At 36.6% G+C, this 16,298-nt stretch carries 24 protein-coding genes; 19 read left to right on the top strand and 5 right to left on the bottom strand.

The features are described 5' to 3' along the window. Nucleotides 1–45: 45 nt before the first annotated feature. Nucleotides 46–708 carry an HAD family hydrolase gene (locus EKQ63_RS22315; RefSeq protein ID WP_140168624.1) on the top strand — a complete coding sequence of 221 codons (663 nt, stop codon included), beginning with the start codon at nucleotides 46–48 and terminating at the stop codon, nucleotides 706–708. Here the strand turns inward: EKQ63_RS22315 and EKQ63_RS22310 are convergent. Continuing rightward, nucleotides 705–1,106 carry an SA1362 family protein gene (locus EKQ63_RS22310; protein WP_014893520.1) on the bottom strand — a complete coding sequence of 134 codons (402 nt, stop codon included), beginning with the start codon at nucleotides 1,104–1,106 and terminating at the stop codon, nucleotides 705–707. The two genes, EKQ63_RS22315 and EKQ63_RS22310, sit on opposite strands and share 4 nt — an antisense overlap. Nucleotides 1,107–1,185: 79 nt before the next feature. Beyond that, nucleotides 1,186–2,106: a DUF1385 domain-containing protein gene (locus EKQ63_RS22305; protein WP_000807112.1), complete on the bottom strand. Its 921-nt coding sequence runs from the start codon at nucleotides 2,104–2,106 to the stop codon at nucleotides 1,186–1,188. 247 nt (nucleotides 2,107–2,353) lie between these two features. Between EKQ63_RS22305 and EKQ63_RS22300 the strand changes: the two genes are divergently transcribed. Genes EKQ63_RS22300 through efp form a run of 4 tightly spaced genes read left to right on the top strand, consistent with a single transcriptional unit; the run spans nucleotide 2,354 to nucleotide 4,980 of the window. After that, complete coding sequence (locus EKQ63_RS22300) at nucleotides 2,354–2,842, top strand: YqhR family membrane protein (protein WP_140168625.1); 489 nt, start codon at nucleotides 2,354–2,356, stop codon at nucleotides 2,840–2,842. Between the two features lie 52 nt (nucleotides 2,843–2,894). Next, the gene (gene aroQ / locus EKQ63_RS22295) at nucleotides 2,895–3,335 is read left to right on the top strand and encodes a type II 3-dehydroquinate dehydratase (RefSeq protein ID WP_000757082.1); all 441 of its coding nucleotides are present in this window, start codon (nucleotides 2,895–2,897) and stop codon (nucleotides 3,333–3,335) included. Nucleotides 3,336–3,339: 4 nt separating this feature from the next. Further along, a complete protein-coding gene (gene pepQ / locus EKQ63_RS22290) occupies nucleotides 3,340–4,401 on the top strand; it encodes a Xaa-Pro dipeptidase (RefSeq protein WP_143881497.1) in 1,062 nt (353 codons plus the stop codon). Nucleotides 4,402–4,422: 21 nt separating this feature from the next. Continuing rightward, entirely contained in the window at nucleotides 4,423–4,980 is a 558-nt protein-coding gene (gene efp, locus EKQ63_RS22285; RefSeq protein WP_000626508.1) for an elongation factor P, read from the top strand. A gap of 38 nt (nucleotides 4,981–5,018) precedes the next feature. On the opposite strand, the gene EKQ63_RS22280 is transcribed toward efp, so the two are convergent. After that, complete coding sequence (locus tag EKQ63_RS22280) at nucleotides 5,019–5,321, bottom strand: hypothetical protein (protein ID WP_088326694.1); 303 nt, start codon at nucleotides 5,319–5,321, stop codon at nucleotides 5,019–5,021. Then, entirely contained in the window at nucleotides 5,302–5,880 is a 579-nt protein-coding gene (locus EKQ63_RS22275; RefSeq protein WP_087954325.1) for a GNAT family N-acetyltransferase, read from the bottom strand. The genes EKQ63_RS22280 and EKQ63_RS22275 overlap by 20 nt, the downstream gene beginning before the upstream one ends. 188 nt (nucleotides 5,881–6,068) lie before the next feature. Between EKQ63_RS22275 and EKQ63_RS22270 the strand changes: the two genes are divergently transcribed. From EKQ63_RS22270 to EKQ63_RS22230, 9 genes are read left to right on the top strand one after another with little or no spacing between them, the layout of a single operon-like run. Further along, nucleotides 6,069–6,350: a YqhV family protein gene (locus tag EKQ63_RS22270; protein ID WP_000816054.1), complete on the top strand. Its 282-nt coding sequence runs from the start codon at nucleotides 6,069–6,071 to the stop codon at nucleotides 6,348–6,350. A 28-nt stretch (nucleotides 6,351–6,378) separates the two neighbouring features. Beyond that, nucleotides 6,379–7,305 (top strand): stage III sporulation protein AA, encoded by a 927-nt coding sequence (spoIIIAA, locus tag EKQ63_RS22265; protein WP_087954326.1) that lies wholly within the window; start codon nucleotides 6,379–6,381, stop codon nucleotides 7,303–7,305. Next, entirely contained in the window at nucleotides 7,299–7,814 is a 516-nt protein-coding gene (gene spoIIIAB, locus EKQ63_RS22260; RefSeq protein WP_087954327.1) for a stage III sporulation protein SpoIIIAB, read from the top strand. The genes spoIIIAA and spoIIIAB overlap by 7 nt, the downstream gene beginning before the upstream one ends. A 14-nt stretch (nucleotides 7,815–7,828) precedes the next feature. Then, on the top strand, nucleotides 7,829–8,032 hold the full coding sequence (spoIIIAC, locus tag EKQ63_RS22255; protein WP_000020914.1) for a stage III sporulation protein AC: 204 nt from the start codon (nucleotides 7,829–7,831) through the stop codon (nucleotides 8,030–8,032). Nucleotides 8,033–8,055: 23 nt separating this feature from the next. Further along, a complete protein-coding gene (spoIIIAD, locus tag EKQ63_RS22250) occupies nucleotides 8,056–8,439 on the top strand; it encodes a stage III sporulation protein AD (RefSeq protein ID WP_077317075.1) in 384 nt (127 codons plus the stop codon). A gap of 10 nt (nucleotides 8,440–8,449) precedes the next feature. Further along, complete coding sequence (gene spoIIIAE / locus EKQ63_RS22245) at nucleotides 8,450–9,622, top strand: stage III sporulation protein AE (protein ID WP_000943695.1); 1,173 nt, start codon at nucleotides 8,450–8,452, stop codon at nucleotides 9,620–9,622. Nucleotides 9,623–9,634: 12 nt separating this feature from the next. After that, nucleotides 9,635–10,267 carry a stage III sporulation protein AF gene (spoIIIAF, locus tag EKQ63_RS22240; protein WP_087954328.1) on the top strand — a complete coding sequence of 211 codons (633 nt, stop codon included), beginning with the start codon at nucleotides 9,635–9,637 and terminating at the stop codon, nucleotides 10,265–10,267. Continuing rightward, nucleotides 10,257–10,919: a stage III sporulation protein AG gene (gene spoIIIAG / locus EKQ63_RS22235; protein ID WP_000368876.1), complete on the top strand. Its 663-nt coding sequence runs from the start codon at nucleotides 10,257–10,259 to the stop codon at nucleotides 10,917–10,919. The genes spoIIIAF and spoIIIAG overlap by 11 nt, the downstream gene beginning before the upstream one ends. Before the next feature lie 15 nt (nucleotides 10,920–10,934). Continuing rightward, the gene (locus tag EKQ63_RS22230) at nucleotides 10,935–11,591 is read left to right on the top strand and encodes a SpoIIIAH-like family protein (protein ID WP_000914702.1); all 657 of its coding nucleotides are present in this window, start codon (nucleotides 10,935–10,937) and stop codon (nucleotides 11,589–11,591) included. A gap of 124 nt (nucleotides 11,592–11,715) precedes the next feature. On the opposite strand, the gene EKQ63_RS22225 is transcribed toward EKQ63_RS22230, so the two are convergent. Beyond that, entirely contained in the window at nucleotides 11,716–11,910 is a 195-nt protein-coding gene (locus tag EKQ63_RS22225; RefSeq protein WP_046957516.1) for a hypothetical protein, read from the bottom strand. 471 nt (nucleotides 11,911–12,381) lie between these two features. Between EKQ63_RS22225 and accB the strand changes: the two genes are divergently transcribed. The 5 genes from accB to folD all read left to right on the top strand — a co-directional run bounded on the left by accB (nucleotide 12,382) and on the right by folD (nucleotide 16,278). After that, nucleotides 12,382–12,870: an acetyl-CoA carboxylase biotin carboxyl carrier protein gene (gene accB, locus EKQ63_RS22220; RefSeq protein ID WP_000472870.1), complete on the top strand. Its 489-nt coding sequence runs from the start codon at nucleotides 12,382–12,384 to the stop codon at nucleotides 12,868–12,870. A gap of 16 nt (nucleotides 12,871–12,886) precedes the next feature. Continuing rightward, entirely contained in the window at nucleotides 12,887–14,239 is a 1,353-nt protein-coding gene (accC, locus tag EKQ63_RS22215) for an acetyl-CoA carboxylase biotin carboxylase subunit (RefSeq protein WP_000592876.1), read from the top strand. 22 nt (nucleotides 14,240–14,261) lie between these two features. Beyond that, nucleotides 14,262–14,654 carry an Asp23/Gls24 family envelope stress response protein gene (locus EKQ63_RS22210; protein ID WP_000807630.1) on the top strand — a complete coding sequence of 131 codons (393 nt, stop codon included), beginning with the start codon at nucleotides 14,262–14,264 and terminating at the stop codon, nucleotides 14,652–14,654. A 347-nt stretch (nucleotides 14,655–15,001) separates the two neighbouring features. After that, complete coding sequence (gene nusB / locus EKQ63_RS22205; RefSeq protein ID WP_087954329.1) at nucleotides 15,002–15,394, top strand: N utilization substance protein NusB; 393 nt, start codon at nucleotides 15,002–15,004, stop codon at nucleotides 15,392–15,394. 23 nt (nucleotides 15,395–15,417) lie between these two features. Beyond that, nucleotides 15,418–16,278 carry a bifunctional methylenetetrahydrofolate dehydrogenase/methenyltetrahydrofolate cyclohydrolase FolD gene (gene folD, locus EKQ63_RS22200; RefSeq protein ID WP_000226737.1) on the top strand — a complete coding sequence of 287 codons (861 nt, stop codon included), beginning with the start codon at nucleotides 15,418–15,420 and terminating at the stop codon, nucleotides 16,276–16,278. Nucleotides 16,279–16,298: the final 20 nt, after the last annotated feature.

The raw sequence follows: 16,298 nt of genomic DNA, 5'->3' as shown, positions 1-16,298 counted from the left end.
TAAGTCGTTTCCTTTTTTATTTCAATCGAAAAGGATGGGAGAATTATGAAAGCAATTATTTTTGATTTTGATGGATTAATTGTGGACACAGAAACAATATGGTTTCACTCTTTCAGAGACGCCGTTCGTGAGTACGGTGGGGAGTTACCTTTAGAAGAATTTGCAAAGTGTATTGGAACGACAGATGATGTATTGTATGCATATTTAAATGACCAATTAAAAGAGAAGTTTAACAAGCATGCATTAAAAGAAAAAGTGAAAGCTTTACATAAAGAGAAAATGAAAATACCAGAAGCTCGTGACGGGGTAAAAGAATACTTACAAGAAGCGAAAGAAATGGGATTAAAAATCGCGTTAGCTTCTAGTTCATCTAGAGAATGGGTGATTCCTTTTTTGGAAGAGCTACAAATTCGAGATTATTTTGAAATCATTAAAACGAGAGAAGATGTTGAAAAGGTAAAACCAGATCCAGCACTTTATCGAATTGCGATAGAAGATTTAGGGATTAATCCGTCTGAAGCGGTTGTATTTGAAGACTCGTTAAACGGATTGAAAGCAGCGATTGCAGCAGGGTTAACGTGCGTCGTTGTACCTAATGATGTGACACGTAATTTACCATTTGCAAATCATCACCTTCGAATTGAAAGTATGAAAGATAAAAGTTTGAAAGAAGTACTGCAAAATATAAAGAAAGACCGTATTTCCTAAAAGGAAGCACGGTCTTTCTTTTTGTTTTTTTTACCTTCAATGACAGTTAAATGAGATTGTTTTCTTTTTCGCTTCAAAGTGGAAGGAGTACCTTTTTTCCCTTTGTCATTAGAAGCGTTTGATTTAAAGAAAGAATTGCTTAGGGGTGCTACATTTTGTTTCCCATGTTTGCGGCTCGATTGTTTTGCAGCACGCTTATATGAGCTTTGCGAATTTGCTGAACCGCTAGAGTTTGTAAACATTTTGTAGAGTAAATAAAAGATACCAACGACAGCCAACATGATACCAATATTTCTTAACACTCCCATTGGATCTGTAATGACAGATGAAACAAGGCCGAATATTGCTAATCCGATAATAAGCACAAATATAGCGAAAGTAAACGAACGACCGTTCATAAGGAACACCTCCTAAAAACATATATTAAAATTAGTATATTAACGATGAGGAAAGGAGTTGAACACCATTTTTAAATAATTATTGTTTGTTTTCTAAACGTAATAATTCTTCAAACGATGCAATGGCTACTTCCACTTGATCATCTGTTGGTTCTTTCGTTGTTAATAGTTGTAGCCATAATCCGGGATATCCAAGTATGCGTAATACTGGAATATCGCGTAATCGATTCGTAAATTGTAACACTTCAAAAGAAATGCCGAGAACGACTGGAATTAATAAAATTCGGTTTACCACTCTGGCCCAAAGTGGATCTGTAGGGACAAGGAAATAAACAAACATTCCAATAATGACTGTAAATATAATGAAGCTACTGCCACAACGATAATGAAGGCGAGTTTGTTTTTGAACATTTTCTACAGTCAATGAAAGATTATTCTCATAGGCATTAATTACTTTATGCTCCGCACCATGGTATTGAAATACCCGCTTAATGAGTGGCGTTAAAGAAATAAAGTATATATAGCTCAATAATAGCATGAGCTTAATGACACTTTCGACAATGATTTGCCCTGTATGAGATGGGAAAATCGGTCTCGTTAATTCAGCTAGTAATGCAGGAACTGCTGTAAAAATGACTTTACCGAATATGAAAGATAAAACGCCAACTGCTGCAACTCCTAATACCATCGTTAACTTCGATTGTTCTTCTTTTTTATTTGCAATTTGTTCGTCTTCTTCTGGGTGAACATCAAATCGTTCTGAAGCAAAGTTTAAATGTTTTGCTCCGTTCGCGCTTGCATCCACAATAGCGGCAATCCCTCGTAAAAATGGAATTTTTTTCAGGATAGATAATGCTTTATTACGAACGCGTGGTAATCGATAAAATTCAATCGATTTATCTTTACGACGAACCGCTGTAACAGTATATTCTCTACCGCCAAACATAACTCCTTCTATGACTGCTTGCCCGCCATATATTTGTTTTGACTCTTCTGCCATGTTATTAACACCAACCTGTATTTGTTTCTCTCTTATGTGGAAAAAGAGGCAATTGTCATACTGGGTTCTGTCATTTTGAAATAAGACAATCACCGAGTTTCCTTTATTTTATCGACAAATACAAGTATATGACAAGGAAAAATGTTACGAGAGTCGGACATTTCTTATTCTTTTTATAGACAAATTTCGCAGTATTTAAACATGGTTCAAAATAGTTTCGGGCATACTATTGAGTGGAGGTGTCGATGTGAGTCAAGAACAATTAGGAACAAGGAATTTTGTACAAATTGGTTTATTTGGTGGATTGTTTTGGGGAGGGATATGGTATTTCCTTCATATATTTTCATTTACAGAAGCGGGACCGAACTATTTATTATTACCATTTGCCTTTGGAAGCTGGAAAGAAGGGGTATGGGGCAATGTGTCAGGAATTGTTTGTATGGCACTACTTTCGATTTTAATTGCCTTTTTGTATAAAGCGTTTTTGGCAAAGTTTGAAGGAATTCTTCCAGGGATGATTTATGGTCTATTTTGGTGGGCGTTACTATTTTTCGGAGTGGGGTTAATAGCTCCTGCTATTAAAAGTGCACTCCATTTACCGAAAGAAACAATTGTGACGACAATATGCATCTTTATATTGTATGGTGTGTTTATAGCATACTCTGTTTCCTACGCAGTAAATACGAATAAAGTTGAGCGAGAAGGGGAAGAGAAGACAAACTATTCAAATAAGTAACTCCTATGTTAAAATGTTATATAGATATTTAATATTAAGGAGTTTTAAGCATATGAAAAAGGTACTCCTCGTAAACGGTCCTAACCTAAATCGCCTCGGTGTCAGGGAGGTAAATGTATATGGAAAGGGCACGCTAGCGACACTTGAAGCAGATATGAAGCAAGAAGCAGAAGCAATGGGAGTGGAGTTAGAATGTTTCCAATCGAATCATGAAGGTGCGATTATCGATCGTATTCATGAGGCAGAAGATATATATGAAGGAATCATTTTAAATCCTGGAGCATTTACGCATTATAGCTATGCGATTCGAGATGCAATTGCGAGCATTTCGATTCCTGTTATTGAAGTACATATTTCTAACATTCACCAGCGTGAGTCGTTCCGTCACGAATCTGTGACGGCAGCTGTTTGTGCGGGACAAATTGTTGGATTTGGTTTTTATGGCTATAAGTTAGCGTTATTTGCATTAATGGAGAAATTGAGGGAGGCATAAAGTAATGGAGAAAATCGAAAGATTAAGAAGTGCATTTGATGAGGCTGGTATTGACGGTATTTTGTTAACAAATGAACATAGTCGTAGATATATGGCTAACTTCACAGGAACAGCTGGTGTTGTACTCATTTCGAAAAACCGCGCTCAATTTATTACAGATTTCCGTTACGTAGAGCAAGCTACTAAACAAGCGGTTGGATACGAGATTGTACAGCATGCAGGACTAATCATTGATGAAGTTGCAAAGCAAGTGAAAGAATTAGGAATTCAAAAGCTTGGCTTTGAGCAAGATATTCTTACATATAGTTCTTATTCAGCGCATAAAGAAGCAATCGATGCTGAATTTATCCCAACTTCTGGGCTTGTAGAAAAGTTACGCTTGATAAAGACTGATTCAGAGATTAAGATATTAAAGGAAGCTGCACAGATTGCAGATGCTGCCTTTGAACATATTCTATCATTCATTCGCCCGGGAGTATCTGAAATTGAAGTGTCAAATGAACTTGAATTTTTCATGAGAAAACAAGGAGCAACATCTTCTTCGTTTGATATTATCGTTGCTTCAGGTCTTCGTTCGGCATTACCGCACGGCGTGGCATCTGAAAAAGTGATAGAAACAGGAGATTTCGTTACATTAGACTTCGGCGCTTATTACAAAGGATATTGCTCTGATATTACTCGTACGATAGCAGTTGGTGAACCATCTGATAAATTGAAAGAAATTTATAATATCGTTTTAGAAGCACAATTACGTGGTGTGAACGGTATTAAAGCTGGTTTAACTGGTCGTGAAGCGGATGCGTTAACGCGCGATTACATAACGGAAAAAGGATACGGTGAATACTTCGGACATTCTACTGGTCATGGAATCGGTCTTGAAATCCATGAAGCACCAGGTTTAGCATTCCGTTCTGATACAGTACTTGAATCAGGTATGGCTGTAACAGTAGAACCAGGTATTTATATTCCAGGTATTGGCGGCGTACGTATTGAAGATGATATCATTGTAACAAGTGAAGGTAATGAAGTAATTACGAAATCACCAAAAGAACTTATTATTTTGTAACATACAGGAGGATTTTTTTACATGATTTCAGTAAACGATTTTCGTACAGGTTTAACAATTGCAGTGGATAATGGCCTTTGGCAAGTACTTGATTTCCAACACGTAAAGCCAGGTAAAGGTGCTGCATTCGTTCGTTCTAAACTACGTAACCTTCGCACAGGTTCTGTTCAAGAGAAAACATTCCGTGCAGGTGAGAAAGTAGAAAAAGCACACATCGAAAACCGTCGTATGCAATATTTATACGCAAGCGGTGAGGCTCACGTATTTATGGATAACGGAACTTATGAGCAAATCGAACTTGGTGAAAAACAAATCGAGCGCGAGCTTAAATTCCTAAAAGAAAACATGGAAGTATCTATTATGACTTACCAAGGCGAAGTACTTGGTGTTGAACTTCCAAACACAGTTGAATTACAAGTTACAGAAACAGAGCCAGGTATTAAAGGTGATACTGCTTCTAACGTAACAAAACCAGCTACATTAGAAACTGGCCTTGTTGTACAAGTACCAATCTTCATTAACGAAGGCGAAACACTTATCATCAACACTGGTGAAGGTAAATACGTTTCTCGTGCATAGTAGAAAAGCACTCGTGATAATCACGAGTGCTTTTTTATTTATAGGAAATAGGGCAGATAATAAATAGTGGTTATTATAAAACTGAAAGCTGTAAGACTAGCAGCACCTGTTGTGTAAGGACCCCATGTCATTTGAAAAGGTTTTACCGTACCTGTTTTATATATAGTGTGATCGATGTTGTTATTTTGATTTATATTTAAAGCAATGAGCCAAATTGCCCCGAATATCGCTAAACTACCAAGGAAAAAGGCCTCCATAAATGACCAGCCGACCAATAATGAAAAAAGATAAATAAGAGCTAATTCTACTACAACGGTTACACTAATTTTCAATGCCTTCATATTTTTCCTCCTCATTTTGTAATTCCAACCAGTTTAAAAATTTTTCGCGTGACACGACGTGCAGAGAGCAAGGTGACCTTACTTCTTTCTCTAGTGCAGCGTGTTCGTCTGGAAACTTGTTTTCCACATGCAATGAAATATAAGGTAGTTTTTCTTGTGCTTTTATAGAGCGAATATTATTCGTTTTAGCACCAGCAAATACGTAGGAAAGTTGTAAGTCTAAAAAGGCGATTTTCAAGATTTCTTTTTTTGCAGCCTGATTATATCCTTTTCCCCAGTACGGATAGCCGAGCCAACTACCAATGTGAGATTGTTTCTTTTCATAATTAATATGTTTAAGTGTGGTGAGACCAATTATTTCATTTTCTTCATTTACAACTATTCTTGATAAAGATCTCTTTTGGCGTTCTTCTTCTATTGTGAAAAGAAGAAATGCTTTCGTGTCTTCGATTGTTTCTACTTTTATTCCTAATGCGTTTTTTATATGTGGATCACTTGATAGCTTGAAAATCGCATTTGCATAGCGTAAATCTAGTGGTACTAAAGTAACTTGCTGCATCGTCTATTCCCCTTTTAAATTAAATATACCATAATAAAAAATCAGAAATAAGAATATTCAGATTAAAGGAAGACGGTAGATAAAAATTATGTTTTTAATTCTGAAATAGACAACCTCTGCATATGGTTGTACAAATATATTCTTTTTTAGCACACGCACTAGTAACCGTTATGGGAGAAGGTGGGAGAATGAAACAGTGGCTAGCGGCAATGGAAACATCTGTGCTTGTAATGGGGCTGCTTCGGTTGTTTTCAGGTAGCGCGGAAATATTCGCCGCTTTGCTTATGCTTTATGTGAATGATGCGAAGAAAGCATTGTTTATAAATGGTATGTTGGCGTTTGTTGGACCGACCGTATTAATTTTAACAATGACAATAGGCATAGCGAGTGTGGCAAGTGAGATCTCTTTCTTGAAACTCTTTTTTCTAGCGCTTGGAATTGGCTGCATTTTTATCGCGTTGTTGAAATAAGTAAGTCGAGTATAGTGGGGCGAAGCTGATGAAAGAAGTATTAGAAGTTTTACCAAAAACGATGAAGCAGTTAGTGGGAAATTGTAAGCAGTACGATGCTCTAGAGGAAATCCGTGTTCGAATTGGAAGACCGCTAGAGTGTATTGCTCATGGTGAAGTGTTTTTTTATGACTATATCGTTACAGCAGAGGATGCTCTTTACCTATTGAATAAGTTAAGTCACTTCTCAATTTATACGATGGAAGAAGAATTAAAGCGTGGGTATGTAACACTTCGAGGTGGGCATAGAATTGGCTTAGCAGGAAAAGTCATTACAGAAAAAAGCACAGTGAAAATGATTCGAGATGTCTCTTCTTTTAATATTCGTATTGCTCGTCAAAAAATAGGAATTGCTGAACCGCTTTTGCCCTATTTGTATGAATCACGATGGTTAAACACGATGGTAATTGGCCCGCCACAAACGGGGAAAACAACACTTTTAAGAGATGTAGCACGTTGCATGAGTCAAGGTGTAAGTGCTTCGAAAATACCTTCGTGTAAAGTGGGGATCGTTGATGAACGGTCAGAAATTGCTGGCTGCGTGAAAGGTATCCCACAATATGACTTTGGCACACGAGTAGATGTGTTAGACGCATGTCCAAAAGCTGAAGGAATGATGATGATGATTCGTTCTATGAGCCCGGATATATTAATTGTGGATGAAATTGGTCGTAAAGAAGATAGTGAAGCAATTATGGAGGCAGTACATGCAGGAGTTCAGCTTTTTATAAGTGCACATGGATTTTCTTATGATGATGTTGTGAAACGCCCATCATTAAAGGCAGTGCTAGAGCTCGGCATTTTTGATAGGTTTGTGGAATTGTCAAAAGCAAGAGGGCCAGGAACAGTTATGCAAGTGAAAGATAAGAATGGAAAATCGGTATTACCTCATAGAAAGGCTGAGGGCGTATGGTAAAAATATTTGGTGCAGTGTTAATCGTTGTGGTCAGCACCTTCTTCGGGTTTTCATACGCTAAAAGATACAGTGAGAGGCCAAGGCAACTTAGATTATTAAAAGCGGCACTTCAATCATTAGAGGCAGAAATTATGTATGGGCATACACCTTTGTCTGAAGCCGCTGAGCGATTAGTAAAACAAATGCCGAAGCCGTTAAATTGGATATTTCAAAGTTTCGCTAGCAGGCTAGAAAGCGGAGAACAAACAGTAAGAGAAGCTTGGATAGATAGTTTGAAAGAAAATTGGAAGCTAACAGCATTTCAACAAACGGAGTATGAGATTTTGCAGCAATTTGGTGAAACGCTTGGACAACATGATCGTGAATCACAGCAAAAACATATTCGCTTATGTATTACACATTTAGAGAGAGAAGAAGAAGAAGCGAAAGCATTACAACTGCAATATGAAAAGATGATTAAGAGCTTAGGAGTACTAGCGGGGCTACTTATCGTAATTTTACTGCTATAGGAGGGAGAAAGACGATGTCCATTGATGTTGGATTAATATTTCAAATCGCCGGAATCGGCATTGTTTTAGCTTTCATTCATACTGTACTAAAAGAATTAAAGCGTGAGGATATTGCAAATTGGGTTATCCTTGTCGGTTTTGTCGTTATTTTATTTCATGTCGCATTTTTAATTAATACGCTATTCGACAAGATTAAAAGTGTCTTTCTCTTCCAGTAAAGGGGGCGGTTCGAATCGAAATTATACAAATTGTCGGATTAGGCCTCGTTGCTACGTTTTTAGCAGCTGTATTGAATCAGCATAAATCCAGCATTACGTCATTATTTATTGTGTTCGTAGGTAGCGTAATGTTCCTTCTTTTAATCGATCAAATTCACGCTATTTTACAAATGATTGAGAGAGTAGCGAGTGAAGCGAAAGTTAGCAACGTATATGTAGAAACGTTGCTAAAAATTATTGGGATTGCTTATATTGCTGAGTTTGGAGCGCAAATTACAAAGGATGCAGGGCAGGGGGCAATCGCTTCGAAAATTGAATTGGCTGGAAAGATTTTAATTCTCGTTATGGCGATCCCTATTTTGACAGTTGTAATTGAAACTATTCTCGGATTTTTACCGACGGGATAAGGGGGAGTGAATGTTGAGGGGGTTTGGAGCTAAGCTGCTATTTGCTTGCTTCCTTTTCTTTTCTTTACCGGTTGTTGTACAAGCTTCTCCTGTAGAAACAAACGTCGTTGATCAACAATTGGATAAGCTCGGAATTGAAGATGTGAAGCAATTTTGGGACGGGCTTGTTACAAAATATGGAGGTTACTTACCAGAGAGTCAAAAAGGTAGCTTTATGGAGTTTGTAAAGGGAGAAAAAGAAATTTCTATAAAAGAGTGGATGTTAGGTTTATTAAAGTACTTATTTCACGAGCTTGTTGCAAATGGGAAACTACTTGGAACGCTCATTATGCTCACAATTTTTAGTGCATTATTGCAATCACTGCAATCGGCATTTTCAAAGAGTAGTGTAAGTAAAATTGCTGATGCAGTTGTATATATGGTACTGATTATTTTCGCTTTAAATAGCTTTTATGTCGTCATGACATATGCAAGAGAAACGATACAAACAATGGTAGATTTCATATTAGCGTTATTGCCTATCTTGCTTGCACTCATAGCGACAGGCGGTGGTGTTGTATCCGTATCGTTTTTTCATCCGATTATCATCTTCTTAATGAATACGAGTGGGCTTCTGATGAATTATATCGTTCTACCACTTTTATTACTTGCAACGATATTAAGTATTGTAAGTACGATGAGTGACCAATATAAAGTTACGAAATTGTCCAAGCTTCTCCAAAACGTTAGCGTCGGGATTATCGGTATCTTTTTAACGATTTTTTTAGGTGTATTATCTGTACAAGGAACAGCGACAGCTGTTGCTGATGGAATCGCTGTGAAAACAGCTAAATTTGTAACAGGGAACTTTATTCCCGTGGTAGGAAGGATGTTTACCGAGGCAGCGGATACAGTTATTAGTGCGTCGGGATTATTAAAAAACACAGTCGGAATTATCGGGCTCGTCATTCTATGCTTAATTGTCGCTTTTCCAGCGATTCAAATTTTTTGCATCGCATTTATTTATAAGTTCGCAGCAGCAGTATTGCAACCAGTTGGCGGCGGAGCAATTATTCAATGTTTAGATATCATTGGACGGAGCATTATTTATGTATTTGCTTGCTTAGCTATCGTATCGTTTATGTTCTTTTTAAGTATCACAATTATTATTGCTGCGGGGAACATTACACTTATGATGCGGTAGGAGGTGAAGGGTATGCAATTTGTTACAGAGTGGATTCGAAATATTATCGTTTTTTTACTCTTAGCTACAATGCTTCATCTTATTCTTCCAAATTCTAATTTGCAAAAGTACGTTAAATTCGTTGTAAGTCTATTATTAGTTGTTTTAATTTTAACGCCGCTTTTTAAACTATTGCAAACAGATGTAAATGAAGTAATCGCAAATTTTAATGAAGAGAAGTACGTAGCAGAAGGATCTGTAAAAAATTCAATAGATTCGAAGAAAAAAGAAATACAAGCTCTAACACGTGCATATAGTTTAGAAGAGATGGCTACCAAAATGAAAAAAGAAGTAGGAAAAGAGTTTGAGAAACAGTATGGTATGTCAGTCTCTGAAATACAAATAGTCGCGGCGGAAAGCACAGCGGAAGTAAAGTCAGCGAAAGATATTCAATCTGTTGTTGTGACGTTAAAAGAAAAGGAACGTAGTAAAAATGATGCAATCGAAACAGTAAAACCAGTTGAAATTAACACGAAAGAACCATCGAAAAAAGTAGAGGAAACGAATGTAGAAATGAAAGACTTCTTTTCAAGCAGGTGGCAACTAGAGAATAAACAAATCCAAGTTCAAATGGAAGGGAGGACAGGTAGAGTAAATGGACAATAAAGATAAAAATTCGAAGTTCTCATTTTTTCGAAACTTATTGAATGGAGATGAAAAAGAAAGTAATGAGAAGGGAAAAAAGGTAACACCTAAGTTCTTACTTGTCCTACTCATACTTGGAATGTTGCTTATGTTTTCTAGTAGTTTTTTTTCAAGTAAAAAAGAAGAAGTACCTGTATTTAAAGAACAAAAAACGCAAAACCAAGAAAAAGATGTACCAACTTTTGGACAAAAAAATAATGATAATATGTCAAATGTAGAAAAATATGAAAAAGCGTATGAACAAGAATTAAAAGCAGCCTTAGAAGAAATAGCAGGAGTAAAAGATGTAACGATTAATGTGAATTTAGATTCATCAGAGGAAAAAATATTAGAAAAAAATACAGTGAAACGTTCACAAACAACAGGTGAAACAGATAAAACAGGCGGCAAGAGGGAAGTAGAAGACGAGTCTCTTGATGAAAAGACAGTCATTATACGTGAAGGGGATAAAGAAACTCCCGTTGTTTTACGAACAGAGAAACCGAAAGTGCGAGGTGTTCTTGTCGTAGCAAAGGGAGTGGATAATATACAAGTTAAAGCGATGGTAAAAGAAGCTGTAATACGGCTGCTAGATGTGCCAGCCCATCGCGTTTCAGTTTCACCGAAAAATTGATAGGGAGGAAATAAAGTGTTAAAAAAACAAACGGTTTGGCTATTAACGATGTTAAGTTTAGTTGTTGTACTATCTGTGTATTACGTAACAACTCCAGACAAAATGAATACAGCATCGCCGGCAACAGGTGAAAAGATTGGACAAGAAAAACAAGGTACTGATAAAGCAGTAACAAACGAAGCGCCTAAAGAAACGCCTAAAAAAGAAAATACAAACAAGGAAACATCAAATAAAGAAACAAACAAAGAAACAGATAAAAAAGAGAGTGCTACAAAAGAAACAAGTAAAAAAGAAGCTAACGTAACAGTTCAATCAAGTGATGAAAATTTTACAGCATTACGTATGCAAATGGAAGATCAGCGAAGTGAACAAAAAGCAAGATTACAAGAAGTGATGAATTCAGCAAAATCTTCAGCAACAGAAAAGAGTAAAGCAAAAGATAATTTTGATGCAATTACGACAATGGAAACGAAACAAGAATTACTTGAGACAGTAATTAAATCTCAAGGTGGATATAAAGATGCTCTTGTAAGAGCTGATGGAACTGACATTAAAGTAACTGTAAAAGCAGCAAAGCATTCACAAAAAGAAGCGAATAAGATTATACAACTTGTAAGAAGTGAAGGCGGATCAAAAGATGTAGGTGTGAAATTTGATCCACCAACAAAATAAAAACTAATAATCCGCGGGGAAATCCCTCGCGGATTATTAGTTTTTAAGAATCGGATTGTTTGAAAATAGTTAGATAAAGTAGAACTTTAATCAGTGGAGTGAAAATAATAACAGAAAAAAGCTATCATTTTCGATAGCTTTTTTCTGTTTCGTCTTTGTAATTGTTTTTATTATGTTCAACTCGGAACGGAGAAATACGTTGTGAGTAAAAGATTAGTGGTTCATGGTAGCGATGATTACTTTTTCCGGATTTGACGTGGATGAAGAGAACGAATGCCCAGACCATTACGGCAGGTAAGAAGAGAATGAGCCATATCATATGTCCACACCTCGATACAATATATTTTCTACACTTTGAACATACTATTCTTATATGAAGGAATGATGAACGACGTGTAAACAAAAAAATAATATTTGGTAAAAATACGTTATTGACTGTAGATGTGGCGAAGAGTAGAGCGGGAGTGGGGTGTTTACTATGTACAGTTTTGAATAAGTAGTGGATGTTTTTTAGGAAGTGGTCTTGCCAATTTCATGTGAAACTTGGTATTATTACTAGGTATTAAATTTTTGTTGGGATAACATTTGTACAGGAATTTCGATTTATTATAAAGAAATATAAATTGGAATGTTTAAAAAATTTATCGTAAGATGGAAATAGTAACTATTTCTATTAGTAAATGAAATACATTTTCTAATAGAGTACATCGTATTTTTACAGTCAATCTAGTTTTTAGTGACGAGAAATCTGTAAAAACGGGACAAACAAGAGTATGGGAGTGGATTTTACATGTTTAAAATTCAAGAAGTTCGTGAATTAATTAAATTAATTGATAGCTCTAATATTGATGAATTTGAATACAAAAAAGATGGTACGACAATCAAAATGAAAAAGCGTGGTAATGAAGTTGTTGCGGTGCAAGCACCTGTAGCAAAACAAGCCGTGCAACCAGTAGCACCTGTTGAAGTTGAAACAACAGTAGCGGCAGCGCAAGTGGAAGTGCCAAAACAAGAAGAGAAAAAAGCTGTTCAGAATGAAAACCTACATAAAATTACATCACCAATGGTAGGTACATTCTATTCTTCTTCTTCTCCTGATACGCCTCCATATGTAAGTGTAGGGGATAGAGTATCGAAAGATTCTATCGTATGTATTGTCGAGGCTATGAAGTTATTTAACGAAATCGATGCAGATGTAGATGGAGAAATTGTTGAGATTCTTGTTAATAACGGACAGCTTGTTGAGTATGGACAACCGCTATTTCTTGTAAAAGCGTAATAAGGGAGTCTTTGTGATGATAAAAAAAGTATTAATAGCCAATCGTGGGGAAATTGCTGTACGAATTATTCGTGCTTGTAAAGAAATGGATATTGAAACAGTCGCAATTTATTCAGAAGCAGATAAAGAGTCACTTCACGTACAAATTGCTGATGAGGCGTACTGTGTAGGACCAACGATTTCGAAAGAAAGCTATTTAAATTTGACGAACATTATTAGTGTTGCGAAGTTAACAGGCTGCGATGCGATCCATCCAGGATACGGATTTTTAGCAGAGAATGCAGATTTTGCAGAGCTATGCCGTGAATGTAACTTAATTTTTATCGGTCCAAGTCCAGAAGCTATTTCAAAGATGGGCACAAAAGACGTTGCTCGTGATACAATGAAAGAAGCAGGGGTTCCGATTGTACCAGGTTCACAAGGAATTATTAAAAATACCGAAGAAGCGATCGAACTTGCGAATCAAATTGGATATCCTGTTATTATTAAAGCGACTGCAGGTGGCGGCGGAAAAGGTATTCGTGTTGCGCGCCATGAAGAAGAGCTTGTAAAAGGAATTCAAATTACACAGCAAGAAGCTAGTACCGCTTTTGGGAACCCTGGTGTATACTTAGAAAAGTACGTTGAAGATTTCCGCCATGTTGAGATTCAAATAATGGCAGATACACACGGAAATGCCATTCATTTAGGAGAGCGTGATTGTACAATTCAGCGCCGCTTGCAAAAACTACTAGAAGAAAGTCCATCACCAGCACTTGATGAAAATGTGCGTAAGCAGATGGGTGAGGCGGCAGTTAAAGCGGCGGTAGCGGTTGATTATACAGGTGCTGGTACGGTTGAGTTTATTTATGAATATAAAACGAAAAGCTTTTATTTCATGGAGATGAATACGAGAATCCAAGTTGAGCATCCAGTTACTGAAATGGTAACAGGGGTGGACTTAATTAAAGAACAAATTCTTGTTGCTTCTGGAGAAAAGTTATCGTTACAGCAAGAAGAAGTACAATTTAATGGTTGGGCAATTGAATGCCGAATTAATGCGGAAAACCCTGCCAAAAAATTTATGCCATCTCCAGGTAAAGTAGAAATGTACTTACCACCAGGCGGATTTGGTATTCGCGTCGATTCAGCTGTATATCCGGGATATTCAATCCCACCTTTCTATGATTCGATGGTTGCTAAATTAATTGTTCACGGAAAAACACGTGAAGAGGCAATTGCAAAAATGAAGCGTGCACTCAGTGAGTTTGTCGTTGAAGGCGTACATACAACAATCCCGTTCCATTTGCAATTGTTAGATCATCCTGATTTTGTAAAAGGTGAGTTTAATACGAAATTTTTGGAAGAGCATGAACTTGTGACGCAGTGATACATTAAAGGAGGTTTTTTTCATGGCTGAACATATGTTAGATATGGGTCAAGATACAACTCTTGGTAAAGTAGAAATTGCACCAGAAGTAATTGAAGTAATCGCAGGTATTGCAGCTGCTGAGGTAGAAGGCGTAGCGGCAATGCGTGGTAATTTTGCTACAGATGTTGTTGAGAAGTTAGGTAAGAAAAATCATGGTAAAGGTGTAAAGGTTGAATTAGCAAACGAAGATATTATCGTTGACCTTTATGTTGTGATGTATTTTGGCGTAGCAATTCCAGTTGTTGCACAAAAGATTCAAGACAACATCCGCCAAGCACTCTTTACAATGACAGGGCTTGAGCCAAAAGAAGTGAATGTTCACATCGTTGGCGTAACATTCGAAACACAAAAAACAGAAATCGAACCAGTGTAAGAATGAAAAAGGTGCCTAGTAACATAGGCATCTTTTTTATCGTTTCGTTTCTTCACAAATTACAACCCTCTAATTATTATACTATTTCAAAAAATGAGAAATAAAAAAGAAAATGTTTCGTTTTACCAAAAAACGTACATTGTGATAAGATATGGAACTTGAAGTTAATCTTTTTATTATTTTTCAGCCTTGTAACCCGTGTGTGAAACGATAAATTGTGTTATTATCATTGTATTATAAGGTTGGAAAATCAATGAAAACTGTAAGAGTAAGTGAATTGACGGCTTATAAATTATAATAATATAACAAAGCATAAGGAAAGACTTGAAGCATAAAGGAGAGTTACAATGAAACGTAGGACGGCTAGAGAAAGAGCTATGCAAGCATTATATCAAATGGATATTACAGGTGAATTAGAACCGAAAGTAGCGGTGGAAAACACGCTAGATGAAGGTGAAGAAACAAATGAGTTTCTAGAATCACTTGTAGTAGGTTTTGTAGAAAATAAAGAAGTAATTGATGAAGCGATTCGTCAAAACTTAAAAAAATGGAAGCTTGAGCGTATTAGTATTGTTGATCGCAGTATTTTACGTGTAGCTGTGTGTGAAATGAAATATATGGAAGAAATTCCACACAACGTAACAATTAACGAGGCAATTGAAATTGCTAAAACATTTGGGGATGAGGAATCTCGTCGTTTTATTAACGGCGTTTTATCTAATATAAAAGATACACTGTAATTTCTTTAAGGGGGAATCTTAAAATGGTAGCAGTAATCATCAAAGGAAATGAAGTTGCGGAGAAAAAACGAGCACAATTAACAGAAGAAGTTGTGAAGTTGAAAGAGCAAGGGATTGTACCAGGATTAGCAGTTATTCTAGTTGGAGAAGATCCAGCATCTCGTTCTTATGTAAAAGGAAAAGAAAAGGGCTGTGAACAAGTAGGAATCTATTCAGAGCTAATTGAACTTCCTGAAACAATTACGGAGGAGCGTTTGCTTGCTGAAATCGATCGCTTAAATGGCGATGACCGCATTAATGGCATATTAGTGCAATTACCTTTACCAAAACATATTGAAGAAAAAGCTATCATTGAAAGAATTTCACCAGAAAAAGATGTAGATGGATTTCACCCAATCAGCGTAGGACGTATGATGACGGGACAAGATACATTCCTTCCATGTACACCGCATGGTATTGTAGAGTTAGTAAAAGAAACAAATCTTGATATCTCAGGAAAACATGTTGTAGTAATTGGAAGAAGTAATATTGTCGGCAAGCCAGTGGGACAATTGTTCTTAAATGAAAATGCAACTGTCACATACTGTCATTCTAAGACGCAAAATATGAAAGAGTTAACGAAATTAGCTGATATTTTAATCGTAGCAGTAGGACGACCTAAAATGGTAACAGCTGATTATATGAAAGAAGGAGCAGTTGTAATCGACGTTGGTGTAAACCGTTTAGAAACAGGAAAACTTTGTGGTGATGTTGACTTTGACAACGTGTTAGATGTTGCAGGTTACATTACACCTGTGCCAAAGGGTGTTGGTCCAATGACAATCACAATGCTTCTTCATAATACTGTTGAATCGGCTAAGCGTGCAGGTGTCGTTTGTAAATAATTTGAGTCGGCTATGAGGAG

The organism is Bacillus sp. BD59S (genome assembly GCF_007363175.1).
Classification (GTDB): Bacteria; Bacillota; Bacilli; order Bacillales; family Bacillaceae_G; genus Bacillus_A; species Bacillus_A pacificus.
The sequence above is the reverse complement of the archived record's forward strand: the minus strand, read 5'-3'. Positions and strand labels throughout refer to the sequence as shown.

Excerpts from the sequence above, each read along its gene's own strand:
- EKQ63_RS22270 (WP_000816054.1), top strand. The coding sequence starts at position 6,069 with ATGAAACAGTGGCTAGCGGCAATGGAAACATCTGTGCTTGTAATGGGG.
- spoIIIAF (WP_087954328.1), top strand. The coding sequence starts at position 9,635 with ATGCAATTTGTTACAGAGTGGATTCGAAATATTATCGTTTTTTTACTC.
- aroQ (WP_000757082.1), top strand. The coding sequence starts at position 2,895 with ATGAAAAAGGTACTCCTCGTAAACGGTCCTAACCTAAATCGCCTCGGT.
- accB (WP_000472870.1), top strand. The coding sequence starts at position 12,382 with ATGTTTAAAATTCAAGAAGTTCGTGAATTAATTAAATTAATTGATAGC.
- EKQ63_RS22315 (WP_140168624.1), top strand. The coding sequence starts at position 46 with ATGAAAGCAATTATTTTTGATTTTGATGGATTAATTGTGGACACAGAA.
- EKQ63_RS22210 (WP_000807630.1), top strand. The coding sequence starts at position 14,262 with ATGGCTGAACATATGTTAGATATGGGTCAAGATACAACTCTTGGTAAA.
- EKQ63_RS22310 (WP_014893520.1), bottom strand. The coding sequence starts at position 1,106 with ATGAACGGTCGTTCGTTTACTTTCGCTATATTTGTGCTTATTATCGGA.
- spoIIIAA (WP_087954326.1), top strand. The coding sequence starts at position 6,379 with ATGAAAGAAGTATTAGAAGTTTTACCAAAAACGATGAAGCAGTTAGTG.
- accC (WP_000592876.1), top strand. The coding sequence starts at position 12,887 with ATGATAAAAAAAGTATTAATAGCCAATCGTGGGGAAATTGCTGTACGA.
- spoIIIAC (WP_000020914.1), top strand. The coding sequence starts at position 7,829 with ATGTCCATTGATGTTGGATTAATATTTCAAATCGCCGGAATCGGCATT.
- pepQ (WP_143881497.1), top strand. The coding sequence starts at position 3,340 with ATGGAGAAAATCGAAAGATTAAGAAGTGCATTTGATGAGGCTGGTATT.
- nusB (WP_087954329.1), top strand. The coding sequence starts at position 15,002 with ATGAAACGTAGGACGGCTAGAGAAAGAGCTATGCAAGCATTATATCAA.
- efp (WP_000626508.1), top strand. The coding sequence starts at position 4,423 with ATGATTTCAGTAAACGATTTTCGTACAGGTTTAACAATTGCAGTGGAT.
- EKQ63_RS22225 (WP_046957516.1), bottom strand. The coding sequence starts at position 11,910 with ATGATATGGCTCATTCTCTTCTTACCTGCCGTAATGGTCTGGGCATTC.
- spoIIIAG (WP_000368876.1), top strand. The coding sequence starts at position 10,257 with ATGGACAATAAAGATAAAAATTCGAAGTTCTCATTTTTTCGAAACTTA.
- spoIIIAE (WP_000943695.1), top strand. The coding sequence starts at position 8,450 with ATGTTGAGGGGGTTTGGAGCTAAGCTGCTATTTGCTTGCTTCCTTTTC.
- folD (WP_000226737.1), top strand. The coding sequence starts at position 15,418 with ATGGTAGCAGTAATCATCAAAGGAAATGAAGTTGCGGAGAAAAAACGA.
- EKQ63_RS22275 (WP_087954325.1), bottom strand. The coding sequence starts at position 5,880 with ATGCAGCAAGTTACTTTAGTACCACTAGATTTACGCTATGCAAATGCG.
- EKQ63_RS22280 (WP_088326694.1), bottom strand. The coding sequence starts at position 5,321 with ATGAAGGCATTGAAAATTAGTGTAACCGTTGTAGTAGAATTAGCTCTT.
- spoIIIAB (WP_087954327.1), top strand. The coding sequence starts at position 7,299 with ATGGTAAAAATATTTGGTGCAGTGTTAATCGTTGTGGTCAGCACCTTC.
- EKQ63_RS22305 (WP_000807112.1), bottom strand. The coding sequence starts at position 2,106 with ATGGCAGAAGAGTCAAAACAAATATATGGCGGGCAAGCAGTCATAGAA.